The organism is Corynebacterium sp. (assembly GCF_030532715.1).
Taxonomy (GTDB): Bacteria; Actinomycetota; Actinomycetes; order Mycobacteriales; family Mycobacteriaceae; genus Corynebacterium.
Genome location: NZ_JAUNKO010000005.1, coordinates 141,938 through 155,049, shown reverse-complemented (window position 1 = coordinate 155,049; position 13,112 = coordinate 141,938). Strand labels below are relative to the sequence as shown.

Genomic DNA, 13,112 nt, shown 5'->3' with positions numbered 1-13,112 from the left:
AAGGAAAACTTCATGAGCACTCTGGAAATCCGCAACCTTTCCGCCCAGGTCCGCCCCGCCGACGAATCCGCCGAGCCGAAGCAGATCCTCAAGGGCGTCAACCTGACCATCAAGTCCGGCGAAACCCACGCCATTATGGGCCCCAACGGCTCCGGCAAGTCCACCTTGTCCTACACCTTGGCCGGCCACCCGAAGTACGAGGTCACCGGGGGTGAAGTGCTGCTTGATGGCGAAAACCTGCTCGACATGGAAGTTGATGAGCGGGCCCGCGCCGGGCTGTTTTTGGCCATGCAGTACCCCGTTGAGGTGCCCGGCGTCTCCATGTCCAACTTCCTGCGCACCGCCGCTACCGCCGTGCGGGGGGAGGCCCCGAAGCTGCGCGAGTGGGTCAAGGAAGTCCGCGCCGCGCAGGAGGAACTTGCCATTGACAAGGCCTTCGCCGAGCGCAGCGTGAACGAGGGCTTCTCCGGCGGCGAGAAGAAGCGCCACGAGGTGCTGCAGCTTGGGCTGCTGCACCCGAAGTTCGCCGTGTTGGATGAGACCGACTCCGGCCTGGATGTGGACGCGCTCCGCGTGGTATCCAAAGGCATCAATAACTATAAGGAGCGCGACAACGGCGGCGTGCTGATGATCACGCACTACAAGCGCATCCTCGAATACGTCAAGCCGGACTTCGTCCACGTGTTCGCCGACGGTAAGATCGTCACCTCCGGCGGCCCCGAACTCGCCGACGAACTCGAAGAATACGGATACGATCGCTTCCTGTGATGACCACCTTCGTTCATGCTGACGGTTCGCTCAACACCGACGCCATCCGCGCGGAGTTTCCCATTCTTTCGCGCAGCGTGCGGGGCGGCGCCGAGCTGACCTACTTGGATTCGGGCGCGACGTCGCAACGCCCCGAGCGCGTGTGGCGTGCCGAAGAGGAGTTCGTTTTGCGGACGTTCGCTCCCGTGCACCGGGGCGCGTACTCCTTGGCGGAGGAAGCCACCGACGCGTACGAGTCCGCCCGCCGTCGCATCGCCGAATTTGTCGGCGCCGACACGGACGAACTAGCGTTCACTAAAAACGCTACGGAAGCCCTCAACCTTGTCGCCTACACGCTTGGCGACGCCCGCGCCAACGTCGTTTCCGCCGGCGACACCGTCGTAGTCACCGAGCTGGAACATCACGCGAATCTGGTGCCCTGGCAGGAGCTTTGCCGCCGCACGGGTGCCACCTTGCGGTGGTATTCCGCCACCTCCGACGGCCGTATCGATCTGGATTCGCTCGAACTCGACGACACCGTCAAGGTGGTTGCCTTCACACACCAGTCCAATGTTACCGGTGCTATCACGGACGTCCCTGAGCTGGTGCGCCGTGCCCGCAAGGTCGGTGCCTTGACGGTGCTGGACGCCTGCCAATCCGTGCCTCACATGCCCGTAAACTTCCACGAACTGGGTGTCGATTTCGCCGCCTTTTCCGGGCATAAAATGCTGGGTCCCACTGGTGTCGGCGTGCTGTACGGGCGCGCCGAAATCCTCCGCGAACTACCGCCGTTTCTTACCGGCGGTTCCATGATCGAGGTGGTCACCATGGATGGTTCTACGTACGCGCCCCCGCCGCAGCGTTTTGAGGCGGGCACCCAGATGACCAGTCAAGTGGTTGGCCTTGGCGCGGCTGTGGATTTTCTCCGCGAGGTTGGCATGGAGAACATCCGTAACCACGACCACCAACTCACCGAATATGCGATCGAGCGTTTGCAAGAGATTTCGGGGCTGCGTATTGTCGGGCCAACGGATCCCGCAGACCGCGGCAGCGTGGTGAGCTTTACCGTCGACGGCATTCACCCGCACGACCTTGGCCAAGTGCTTGACGAGCATGGCGTGGCCATCCGCGTCGGACACCACTGCGCGTGGCCTATCCACCGCAGCTTGGATGCGCGGGCGACGGCGCGGGCGTCGTTTTACTTGTACAACACGCGGTCCGAGGTGGATCGGTTGGTTGCCGGAATCCGTGCAGCGCAAGAATTTTTTGGAGTGTAAGTGAAACTCGAGCAGATGTACCAGGAAGTGATTCTTGATCACTACCGCCACCCGCAGCACAGCGGTTTGCGCGAGCCTTTCGACGCCGAAGTGCACCACGTGAATACGTCTTGCGGTGACGAGCTCACACTTCGAGTGCGGCTTTCCGCGGATGGCACCACCGTCGAAGACGTGTCCTACGAGGCGGAAGGGTGTTCGATTAGTCAGGCGTCGACGTCCGTGATGGCCGACGAAATCGTTGGCTGTTCGGTGGCGGAAGCGCTGGAAAAACTCGCCGCGTTTGAAACGATGATTACTAGCCGCGGCCAAGAAGAAGGGGATGAGGATTTGATCGGTGACGGTATCGCGTTTGCCGGCGTGTCCAAATACCCAGCCCGCGTGAAGTGCGCCCTCTTGGGGTGGAAAGCATTTCAGGCCGCGACTGCTGAAGCAATGGAGAATTCATGAGTGACCAGGCGGAAGATTTTGTGGAAAACGACGCGGAGGTTCGCGTCAAGCCGGAACAATCCGAGGCGGATATTGCGCTTGCCTCGGATGTTGAGGAGTACCTGCGCGACGTGATCGACCCTGAGCTTGGCATCAACGTGGTGGACCTAGGCTTGGTGTACGACGTTTGGATTGAAAACGGCACCGAGGCCGTGGTGGACATGACCTTGACCTCGCCGGCTTGCCCGCTTACGGATGTGCTGGAAGATCAAGCGCAATCCGCCGTCGTTGGCAACGGCATTGCCACAAAGTTGACGCTCAATTGGGTGTGGCTTCCACCGTGGGGCCCGCACATGATTACGGAAGACGGCCGCGACCAACTCCGCGCCCTAGGCTTTTCCGTGTAGCCCAATCCGCTGCTCACGCCCGCCTCGCTACCGCCTCTGCGTTGACGTTGAAAACATGGCGCGGATGCAGGCGCGGCGGAGCCAGGGGGCTTGGCGGAACAATGGCCACATGCCCCGCACAGTGCCGGTGAGGTTTCCGAGTTGGAGGAGTTGGCGGAGGGTGCCATCGTCCAATCGGAACACTTCTTCAAAGAAGCGTTCGTTATCAACATTGAGCAGTAATTGTTGGCCACGCCGCAGGAGTGCTTGTTCGATGCGCCAGCGCGGGCGTTGCCAAGGATAGTTGCCGTCGAGGACGTCGTCGACGGAGTTCCACGCAGTGGTGACAGAGTACCCGGAGATCGGATTGAGCATGCCGGCCCGCACCCCGAAGGGGATGGCAGGGCCGGTGTAGCGTGGGACACGCATGGGGAACAAGACGCGCTCCACCGCCGGATACTCGCATTCCAATTCGGGCCAGGGGAGGGGATTTTCGCTGATAAGGAGCGTTTTTTCAACAAGCCAGCGATCGCCCACGGGGATACTGTAGGTGAAAAAGTCACCCGTGACATCCATCCACCACGCCTCGCCGTCGTCCGCAAGGTACCCGGCAGCCTGCTGCACCGGCCCCGTGGGGTGCTGCCAGCCGCGGGCATCCACAACGCGTTGTGCTTGCAACAATTCTCTGGTGGGGCCGGTGTGTACAGAGTGTGCATCGACGATAGTTGCGCTGTGCCGGATCACCGGAAACGTGGTGTAACGCGCGCGGAAAGCCTTCGAATCTACGGTCACATAGTCCCGCGCCAGCTCCCGCGTCACACCGTTGGCGCGCACGCGTGGGCGGCAGCGGCCCCGTTCCGGCACATCCAGCCACTCCGGCACCTCATCCGCCCACACCCCGATGGTGTGATCCCACTCTGGGTTGGGGTCGACGCCCACGACCTGCAGCCCGCGCTGGTCGGCGCGGTGCGCTAGGGCCAGCCCCGCCGGCCCCAACCCCACCACAATGAGGTCTAGCACAATGCTTGCCGCACACCCTCGTGCACGATTTCGCCCCCTGCGATGTTCACGCCAGCCGCCAAATGCGGGTTGGCTGCCAGTGCTTGCTCAGTGCCCAAGTTAGCGAGCTGTTGCACAAACGGCAAAGTTTCCGCGGAGAGCGCTTTCGTGGCGGTGACCTGTGCGGATCCCGGCATGTTGGTCACACAATACATGGTGACGTTGCCGTGTTGGAACGTGGGATTGCTGTGGCTGGTCGGCCGCGAAACTTCCGTGCACCCGCCTTGGTCAATCGCAATATCCACAAACACGGAACCGGGCCGCATGGCTTCAAGGTGCTTGGCGGTGACCACTCGCGGCGCCCGCGCACCTGGTACTAGGACCGCGCCGATGACCATGTGGGAGCGTGAAAGCGCTTCCGCGATGGTGGTGGGCGAGGAGCTCACGCAGTGCACGCGCCCCTTGTAGCGTTCCATGAAGCGACGCAGCGTGGTGGTGTTGATGTCCAGCACGGTCACCTGTGCGCCGAGGCCGACGGCGACGTCGACAGCCTGTGCGCCGGAGATGCCGCCGCCGATCACGGTGACATTCACGGGTGCCACGCCGGAGATGCCGCCGAGCAGGACACCCGGCCCGCCCTCAGGGTTGGTGAGGAGCTGCGCGCCGATTTGTACGCTAAGGCGGCCGGCGATCTCACTCATCGGGGTAAGGAGCGGCAGCCCGCCCTGCGGCCCCGTCACGGTTTCGAACGCGATTGCGGTAGTCCCGGCGGTTTTCAGCGCTTCCGCAAGCTCCGGTTCCGCGGCGAGATGCAGGTAGCAGAACAACGTCAGGTTTTCGTGCAGGAACTTGTATTCGTCCGGAGTTGGTTCCTTCACTTTGACTACGAGTTCGCACGCCCAGGCGTCAGCGGCCGTGCCGAGCTGCGCGCCGGCTTCCTCGTAGAGTTCGTCGGGAAACCCTGCCCCCGCGCCTGCTCCGCGTTCGACGATGACGGTGTGCCCAGCTTCGTACAGCGTGTGCACCCCCTCCGGCGTCATACCGACCCGCTGTTCGTGGTCTTTCACTTCTGCTGGCACACCTACACGCATGAGCGCTCCTCACATTATTGCTTGTGATCACACAGCATAAACGCTGTTCGAAGGTGCTGTCAGGCGAATCAGCAATCTTATCAGGGATTCATTATAAAACCAGACCATTGGGAATTCATGCAGCACCGGTGCGACCATCGCGACGTTCGCCGATGGGCGTGTGCTTCTCCGGCCCGCGAACCACTAGGATATGTGTTCGTGATTGTCACAGAAGACTTTGAGGTTCGCGTCGGCGCTCGGACATTGCTAAACGCCCCTGGCCAGCAGCTGCGGGTGCAGCCCGGCGACCGGATTGGGCTGGTGGGCCGCAATGGCGCCGGAAAAACCACCACCATGCGGATTTTGGCAGGGGAAAGCGAACCTTACGGTGGGAAGATTGTGCGCTCTGGGACGGTGGGGTACCTGCCGCAGGATTCCCGCGAGGGCAACATCGAACAAACCGCGCGAGATAGGGTGCTGTCCGCGCGGGGTTTGGATCGCATTTTGGCCTCCATGGAGCGGCAGCAGGAGATCATGGAAACTGCCTCCGAGGAGGGCAAACGTAACGCCGCGATTGGGAAGTACTCGCGGTTGGAGGAGCAGTACCATCAGCTGGGCGGCTATGAAGCCGCCTCCGAGGCCGCACAGATTTGCGACGCCTTGGGTTTGCCCTCGCGCGTCCTCGATCAGCCGCTCCACACCTTGTCCGGCGGGCAACGTCGACGCGTCGAGCTCGCCCAAATCCTGTTCGTTGCGTCCAACGCGTCGGGTAAGTCTGATGTGACATTGCTGCTGGACGAGCCCACCAACCACCTCGACTCTGACTCCATTGCCTGGCTGCGTGGCTTTTTAGCCAAGCACGAGGGCGGGCTCGTGATGATTTCCCACGACGTGGAGCTTCTCGACGCCGTGTGCAACAAGGTTTGGTTCCTCGACGCTGTCCGCGGCGAAGCCGACGTATATAACATGGGTTGGAAAAAATACTTGCATGCCCGCGCCACGGACGAGGCGCGGCGGCGGCGAGAACGAGCCAACGCGGAAAAGAAGGCCGCTGCGCTGCAACAGCAAGCTACCCGTTTGGGCGCGAAAGCTACGAAGGCGGCGGCGGCGAAACAGATGGCGGCACGCGCGGAACGCCTGCTGAGCTCCCTGGATGACGTCCGCGTTGCAGACAAAGTGGCCCATATTTCCTTCCCAGAGCCCGCGCCCTGTGGCAAAACCCCGCTGCTGGCAACCGGGCTGACCAAAATGTACGGTTCGTTGGAGGTGTTTGCGGGCGTCGATCTCGCCATTGATAAAGGCTCCCGTGTGGTGATCCTCGGCTTCAACGGCGCCGGAAAAACCACGCTGTTGAAACTTCTTGCCGGTGTGGAACGCACCGATGGGGAAGGCGGTGTTGTCAGCGGACACGGCTTGAAAATCGGGTACTTTGCCCAAGAGCATGACACCATCTCCCCGGAGAAAACCGTGTGGCAAAACACCATTGAAGCTTGCCCGGATGCCGGGGACCAAGATCTTCGATCCCTGCTTGGTGCGTTCATGTTTTCGGGGGACCAATTGCAGCAGCCAGCGGGCACCTTGTCCGGTGGGGAGAAAACCCGCCTTGCGCTCGCCGCGCTGGTGTCTTCGCGGGCAAACGTGCTGTTGTTGGACGAGCCGACCAATAACCTCGACCCAGTGTCCCGCGAGCAAGTGCTCGACGCGTTGCGCACCTACACCGGTGCGGTGGTGCTGGTCACCCACGATCCGGGTGCGGTGACTGCTCTCAACCCGGAGCGCGTCATCGTGCTGCCCGACGGGGTGGAGGACCTATGGAGTGAGGACTATATGGAGCTGGTGGAGCTGGCCTAAGGCTCCAGCTCGTTACGCTTCTCAATTGCCTGAAGGAGGCGCTGGCGGCGTTGGTCAAGCTGTTGGTGTTCCAAAGATTCGAGCAATTCCGCCTCATCCTCTGAGAGCCCCACGGCTTTGTACAGGGCAGCGGATGCGACACCGGCGATGGGGAACACAACCCAAAACCAAGCTACATTGAATAAAAACAGCAACAGGAAAAAGGCAATCATTGTTGATGACCACAAGTAGGATTGCATGGACTTCAACCGTCGCCCACGGCGCATTAATTCCGCTAATTCATCTTGCTGGGCAGAAATCGTGGAAAGGGCGGAAGCCTGTGACGTAACCGCCGGCAAATCTTCAAAAATTGGTTCGAGATCACCCCGGGTGATTGCGTACGTAATCGCCTCACTACGTTCATCAAACTCCGCGATGGATAATCGTCCTTCTGCGAGATGCTGACTCAACGTCTCCAATGCTGTGGTACGTTCCTGATCGCTCAGCCTGATCTTCGCATCATCCATGGTGCCAATTTTAGCCCTTTGTTAGGTGCGACTGCTCGGTACATCGATCCAGCCACTAAAATTACGGGCCGTGGTGGCCAACGCCACGCGCGGACCCAGTTGCTATTTTCCGGCGCCGGGGACGGGCGAGCCAGGACGATTCTCGTTCCATTCCTGAAGCGCTTCAGCGTCCCACACGCGTAGGTTTTCAAATCGGGCCGCGGCGGCGGGGGCTTGCCCCCGCGAAACATACGATGTGAACGTGTCGCGGGCTATGCCAAGAAACTTTGCGCATTGGTGGGCCGTCCAATACTCGCGCCCCGTCGACTTATCAATAATGGCGAGTTTCATGAATCTGCTCATCTCCTCGATGATGGACGTGGGATCGTCTCGCGGTACGCGCCGCAGCTGACACCGAGGCGCACTATGAGGTAGGCGGAAAATTTTGAAGACGTAACCGTGCATGGTCCTTTCTGCACAATGTGGCGAGTCACTATCACGCACCGCAAAGATGTTGTGTTGTCAAAATGGTTGCAAGAATTCCTTCACCTGAGTCACCAGAATCACCGCACAGAGGCGGGCGGCAACAACCATCGCGGTGGCTCAAACCCCGACTTCGGTCACGCGGCACCGGGAAGGTGGCTACTGGTACGGGCGCATCCGGAGGATCAACAACCATTGGGTTACGTTGGTTCGTGGTGTTCGTATTCATGATGGTGAATACGTGACAATCAAACTCCGATAATGTCAGCCGCCCCTTCGCAACATGTACGCCCACACATTCCAAAGGCCTTTCTCGGTAGAGATCTTCGGCCTGGAAGTTAGAACCGTCCATCAAGTTGCTCACCTTATGAGCGTAATTGAAGTTACACATCGAAGGCAGGCCCCTAAATTCGGGGGTATGTAAAGCGAACATCCTCGGTGAAGGTAACACCGGTAACTCTATTCGGTTGTTCTGAATATGATTCTAAACTATCGGTTCTTCGTCACCTCCAAGTGGTTACTCAGGAATGTTGTGTATGGAACAAGCGGGCAGAATAGCGAAATGCCGTTTGGTGCGCTGATACTATTCCGAGTGGCTGTAGTAATTCGGTTTCCAATGCAAGGCTGTATAGGAATACCAATGTACTCAAAAATCGTCAGATCTGCAGTGTATTTTTTCGTTCGCATTCTTTGCAGCATCCCGTCCACGGGGACGTTCGCAGGGGTGGGGTGGGGGTGTAATCATGCCGCTCCCGACCGGTTTCGCACAAGGGCTATCGTGTAGAGGAACGTAGCGCGGGGCGCGGCGATCCGGTACACAGCATGTAAATTGGCATACAATTGCGACTAGCGATCGTGCTGTTTGTTGTGATGGCAAGAAAAACTCCCAGAATGATAATTCTGGGAGTCGAAAAAGCGATTACCAAATGGAGATTTTCTCGGCGGCAATGCTTACGCTTAGCGGTACGCGATGCCGGAATTGAGTCATTGGAACTCTGTTTTTGTTCATGTATCCGCGTTTGAAAACTCAATCGCGTTTGGGGCCACTCGGGCAATCAGCCGACAATACAATGTGAGTCGTGTACAGCGTATAGGGGCCGTGAATAGCTTTTAAGAATGTGGGTCCGTGGGTCCGGGCAACCAACCGTCTTCCAGCGCGCGTTGATACAGCTCTATCTTCGTGCTCGCCGCACGGTTCGCAAGGGCGTATTTCAAACGGATGCGCGTGAGGTAATCATTCACCGTTTCTTGCGATAAACCGGTGAGGCTGGCCACCCGTTTCGCTGGTTCACCTGAACCGTAGAGCTCGAGTACTTCACGCTGACGGTCTGAGAGCTGCACGGCGTCGAGAAGCGGATCGGAGTCGATTGCGGAGGCCCATTCCGCGGTGTGAACGTCGTGCCCGTCCGCGGCTAAGCGAATCGCCTCGACGATCTTTTCGGGGTCCGTAGTCTTCGGAATCATCCCCAGCACCTGCGCGTGGCTGGCGTCGCGAACCAAATATGGGCTTTCCAACGACGAAAAAACCAACACGTGGCGCGTGATAGACTTTAATGCCTCAACATTCGCGGCCGGTTTGGAACCGTCCGACAGGCGCAGGTCCAACAGCACGAGATCGAGCATTTCTCCGGCGGGTAATTTTTCCTTTAACTCGTCGACCGTAGCGGCGGTAGCCACAAGGTGGATATCGTCGACCCCGGAGGTAAGACTAGCTAAGCCGCGCAAAGATAACGCGTGGTCGTCGATGGCTGCTATTCGTCTGATCATTGAAAAGCTCATATACTTTACGCTACCCTGAGTCCGCCGCCGAGGTCGGTGTGCGCAGCTCATTACCGTAATGGTCAAAGCGATGAATTCCATCCTCGTCGCTGATGGTTGCAAACCACTTGCGGCCCGGCGGGCTAATTCGCACCGTGATCGTGCCATGCTTCGCGTTGGCGATGGCCTCCACCGCCGCCCGAATCACCCGCGCGATCGCAAGCTTGTGCGCCGATTCCATTACGGGGTTTTCGCGGGTGGAAAGATCATCCAATAATCGCACCTCAACACCGCGCTCGCGCGCATCCCACACGTTCGCGTGAAGCGTCGCGTCGTCGAGAAGCGGGGCGCGAAGCGTGTCGCGGATTCGGGCCTCCGTAAGCATCGCCCGCTGCTGCAACGCAGGGGTCACTTTTTGGAGTACCTGCACGGATTCGAAAATCGGGCGCACCTGATTCTCCACCCATTGGTAGCGGCCCTTCCGCAAGGATTCGGCGGCGAGCGCCTCAGCGGTGCGGGAGGCTGCGTGTCGGCGATGCTCGCGAGCTCGCGGCAGGCGCTGTACAAAGAAGTGAATGCAAAAACGAACAATGAGCGCGACAACCACCAAGAGCGACCGCCGCAAGAGCATGAACCCGGAAATTTGCTCGGCACCAGAAAGACCCAACAAGTGTTCTATTTGCAGGAGGCCGGCGCAGATTAGCAAGGTGGATAGGGCAATGGTGATGCGGCCGCGCAAAATGAGCAGGCTCACCATAAACGCCGTGAAATTCAGGATCCAATAGTCCTGCCACATGCCGGTGTACTGGATGCCTTGGTGCCGTTCAAACGCCACCAGCATCACGATGCCGGTGGACACCACCAGCGCGCGCGGGACGGTGATGGTGGGCTCGCCGGGGATAAACAAAATGGCTAAGGAAATGCACGCCACAATCGCCGCGCTGAACACCACCATGTGGTTTGCGGCGTTCACGGATAGCACAACGAATTCAATGACGATGACCAGCACCACGAAAATCGGCAGCGAAAACAGGATATTAATGCCCAAGATGTGCGCAATGGGGCTGTCATCTTCGTCGTTGTTCGGGGTGAAAATTGGTGGCGCTTCGTCCGTCCAACTCAGCACGTATTTCAAACCCTTATTCGGTGCTGTTTCAATGATCGCTTCGCCACCGTCCAAGTTGCGGATTCGCCCCAGCACGGAAACCTGGATTCCGGCGCGCCGCGGATCCAGCGTGCGGGGGTCCAGCCCGCGGCCGTCGTCACCATAGTTCACGATGAGCTGATGCCTTGTTACCACCACGCGGCACCATGAGTGGGCCTCTTCGCCGGCGTGCTGACGGGTGTTGAGCGCGGCCTCAGCCACGGCCATCGCCATTGCGGTGGCTACCTCGCCGGGGACTGTTGCGGTGCGTAAATCGATCTTGCTTTCTACGGAGAACTCGCAGTGCTGGTTGTGGGTGACCTGACGCTGCAACTCTTCAATGAGCGTTTGAATGCTGGTTTCATTCGCCGAATCGGTGAGCGTGAGCAGCGCTTCCGTAGAAAGCTTCTGCGGCACAATACCTTGCGCTATGCCGTTTAAGGTGGACAGCACGCGATCATGCACCAGCCCGGAAAATGCCAACAAGGTTTTCGAACGTGCGTTGATTTCGGCGGCGCGCGCCTCCTCGCGGGCGGCTTTCGCCTCGGTGGCGTCGATGATTTTCGACGCCGCTACGGAACCGCCCGCCAGCAGCACAAACGGAAACGAATTTGCCAGGGCGAACCCTACCTCGGCGATGACTTCGAAGCCGGCGTGCCGCCCACTGAGCACCGCGCTGGACAGGGCGGCACAACCCACGAGCGCGATAAACGCTTGGATGCTCACCCGCAGCGGCACAGTCAACGCGAGCGCGGTGGCGCCGATGCCGGAAAACGCCGTCACCGACATCACTGCCGCCGGATTACCCACGTGCTCGGATTGAAAAAGTACGCTCAACAGCACGCCGGCGGCGACGGTGATATAGACGCCGCGCAGGCATTTCACCACTTGGTTTCGCTTGCCCGTCACGGCGGCGAAAATGAGTGCCAATTCCGCCACACAGTACAAGCCGAACGCAACGAAGTGGGCTTTCGTGTTCACCAGGTTCGGGCGGTCGTCGATAAGTATTTGCCACAGCCAGTATGGCCACATGATGGCCGCAGCGGTCACACCCATGCGCTGCGCGAGCGCTTCCGTAGAACTGGAATCGCCCTGCATAAAGGCGGGAAGGCGCCAGTCTGGCTTGAAGTGCATGCTCCTCCTAGTTCCGGAATCCGTGAATCGGCGCCGGAATGCTGCCACCGCGGCCAATAAACGCGGCGTTATCGGCACGGTGCACGGGAATCACCGGTGCGTACCCGAGGAGCCCGCCGAAATCCACTTCGTCGCCAACGTTGGCGCCCGGTACTGGGATCACCCGCACCGCGGTGGTCTTGTGGTTCATCACACCGATCGCGGCTTCGTCGGCGATCATGCCAGCGATAAGGTTGGCGTCCGTATCCCCAGGAACCGCAATCATGTCCAACCCCACTGAGCAGATTGCCGTCATCGCCTCCAGCTTGTCAATGGTGATCGCCCCGGCGCGCACGGCATCGATCATCCGTTGATCTTCAGAGACCGGAATGAAGGATCCGGAAAGGCCGCCCACCCGCGAGCACGCCATCATGCCGCCCTTCTTTACGGCGTCGTTGAGCAACGCCAGCGCAGCAGTCGTACCGTGGGTGCCCACCTGGGCCAACCCCATGTGCTCTAGAATCGCCGCGACGGAATCACCGACCTCGGCCGTGGGCGCCAACGAAAGATCCACAATGCCAAACGGCACCCCCAGCCGTTCCGCCGCAAGCGCACCCACCAGCTGCCCGGTGCGCGTGATTTTAAACGCCGCTTTTTTAATTTCCTCCGCCACGTCCGTGAGACTCGCGCCCTCGAGGTCGCCGAGCGCGCGGTCCACCACCCCGGGGCCGGAAACGCCGACGCTGACCACGCAATCAGGTTCGGACACACCGTGGTAAGCACCCGCCATGAAGGGGTTATCGTCCACCGAATTGGCAAACACCACCAGCTTCGCGCACGCAATAGCGTTTCGATTAGCTGTTCGTTCGGCGCATTCGCGAATGGTGCGACCCATGAGCGCCACCGCATCCATATTGATTCCTGCGCGGGACGACGCAACATTGACCGAAGAGCACACAAGATCGGTCGTGGACAGCGCCTCCGGAATGGATTCAATGAGCCGCAAATCCGCCGCCGTCAACCCTTTCTCAACGAGTGCGGAAAACCCTCCGATGAAGTTCACGCCGACGTTTTTCGCCGCCCTGTCCAGCGACTTTGCCGCGCCCACCGGTTCCGGCATATCCAGCAGCGCGACGGGAGTAACCGCGAGGCGCTTATTCACAATCGGGATGCCCAGCTCCTGCTCAATACCCTCACACACCTCCACGAGGCGCGCTGCGCGAGAGACGCAGCGGGCGTAGATTTCCTCCGGGGTGCGGCAGCCCAGCAAATTCAAACCCATTGTCACGGTTCGAATATCCAGGCGGTATTTTTCCACCATGGCGATGGTGTCCAGGATGGAGCTTGGGCTCACATGATGCAAGGTCATGGCA

Annotated in this window: 12 protein-coding genes; 5 read left to right on the top strand and 7 right to left on the bottom strand. The window is 59.8% G+C overall.

What is annotated here, in order from left to right:
- The first annotated feature begins 12 nt into the window (after positions 1–12).
- The 4 genes from sufC to Q4D83_RS09235 are packed head-to-tail and all read left to right on the top strand — an operon-like array spanning position 13 to position 2,857.
- Positions 13–768, top strand: a complete 756-nt coding sequence (sufC, locus tag Q4D83_RS09250) for a Fe-S cluster assembly ATPase SufC (RefSeq protein ID WP_303174943.1) — start codon at positions 13–15, stop codon at positions 766–768.
- Positions 768–2,024, top strand: coding sequence for a cysteine desulfurase (locus Q4D83_RS09245; protein WP_303174941.1), 1,257 nt, complete (start codon positions 768–770; stop codon positions 2,022–2,024). The genes sufC and Q4D83_RS09245 overlap by 1 nt, the downstream gene beginning before the upstream one ends.
- Positions 2,025–2,471, top strand: coding sequence for a Fe-S cluster assembly sulfur transfer protein SufU (gene sufU / locus Q4D83_RS09240; protein WP_303174939.1), 447 nt, complete (start codon positions 2,025–2,027; stop codon positions 2,469–2,471). It abuts the gene before it with no gap.
- Positions 2,468–2,857, top strand: a complete 390-nt coding sequence (locus Q4D83_RS09235) for a metal-sulfur cluster assembly factor (protein WP_303174938.1) — start codon at positions 2,468–2,470, stop codon at positions 2,855–2,857. Before sufU ends, Q4D83_RS09235 begins: the two co-directional genes overlap by 4 nt.
- 27 nt (positions 2,858–2,884) lie before the next feature.
- Here Q4D83_RS09235 and Q4D83_RS09230 read toward each other — a convergent pair whose 3' ends face one another.
- Complete coding sequence (locus Q4D83_RS09230; protein ID WP_303174937.1) at positions 2,885–3,856, bottom strand: lycopene cyclase family protein; 972 nt, start codon at positions 3,854–3,856, stop codon at positions 2,885–2,887.
- Positions 3,850–4,926 (bottom strand): alanine dehydrogenase, encoded by a 1,077-nt coding sequence (ald, locus tag Q4D83_RS09225; protein WP_303174936.1) that lies wholly within the window; start codon positions 4,924–4,926, stop codon positions 3,850–3,852. Before ald ends, Q4D83_RS09230 begins: the two co-directional genes overlap by 7 nt.
- 198 nt (positions 4,927–5,124) lie before the next feature.
- Here ald and Q4D83_RS09220 point away from each other — a divergent pair, with 198 nt between their 5' ends.
- A complete protein-coding gene (locus Q4D83_RS09220; protein WP_303174933.1) occupies positions 5,125–6,756 on the top strand; it encodes an ABC-F family ATP-binding cassette domain-containing protein in 1,632 nt (543 codons plus the stop codon).
- Here Q4D83_RS09220 and Q4D83_RS09215 read toward each other — a convergent pair.
- From Q4D83_RS09215 to Q4D83_RS09195, 5 genes are all read right to left on the bottom strand, one after another.
- Positions 6,753–7,262 (bottom strand): DUF1707 domain-containing protein, encoded by a 510-nt coding sequence (locus tag Q4D83_RS09215; protein ID WP_303174931.1) that lies wholly within the window; start codon positions 7,260–7,262, stop codon positions 6,753–6,755. The genes Q4D83_RS09220 and Q4D83_RS09215 overlap by 4 nt on opposite strands.
- Before the next feature lie 102 nt (positions 7,263–7,364).
- Positions 7,365–7,592, bottom strand: coding sequence for an AlpA family transcriptional regulator (locus Q4D83_RS09210; RefSeq protein ID WP_303174930.1), 228 nt, complete (start codon positions 7,590–7,592; stop codon positions 7,365–7,367).
- 1,242 nt (positions 7,593–8,834) lie between these two features.
- Complete coding sequence (locus tag Q4D83_RS09205; protein WP_303174928.1) at positions 8,835–9,503, bottom strand: LuxR C-terminal-related transcriptional regulator; 669 nt, start codon at positions 9,501–9,503, stop codon at positions 8,835–8,837.
- A gap of 10 nt (positions 9,504–9,513) precedes the next feature.
- Complete coding sequence (locus tag Q4D83_RS09200; RefSeq protein ID WP_303174926.1) at positions 9,514–11,760, bottom strand: hypothetical protein; 2,247 nt, start codon at positions 11,758–11,760, stop codon at positions 9,514–9,516.
- A 7-nt stretch (positions 11,761–11,767) separates the two neighbouring features.
- Positions 11,768–13,108, bottom strand: a complete 1,341-nt coding sequence (locus Q4D83_RS09195; RefSeq protein ID WP_303174924.1) for a PFL family protein — start codon at positions 13,106–13,108, stop codon at positions 11,768–11,770.
- Positions 13,109–13,112 lie beyond the last annotated feature (4 nt).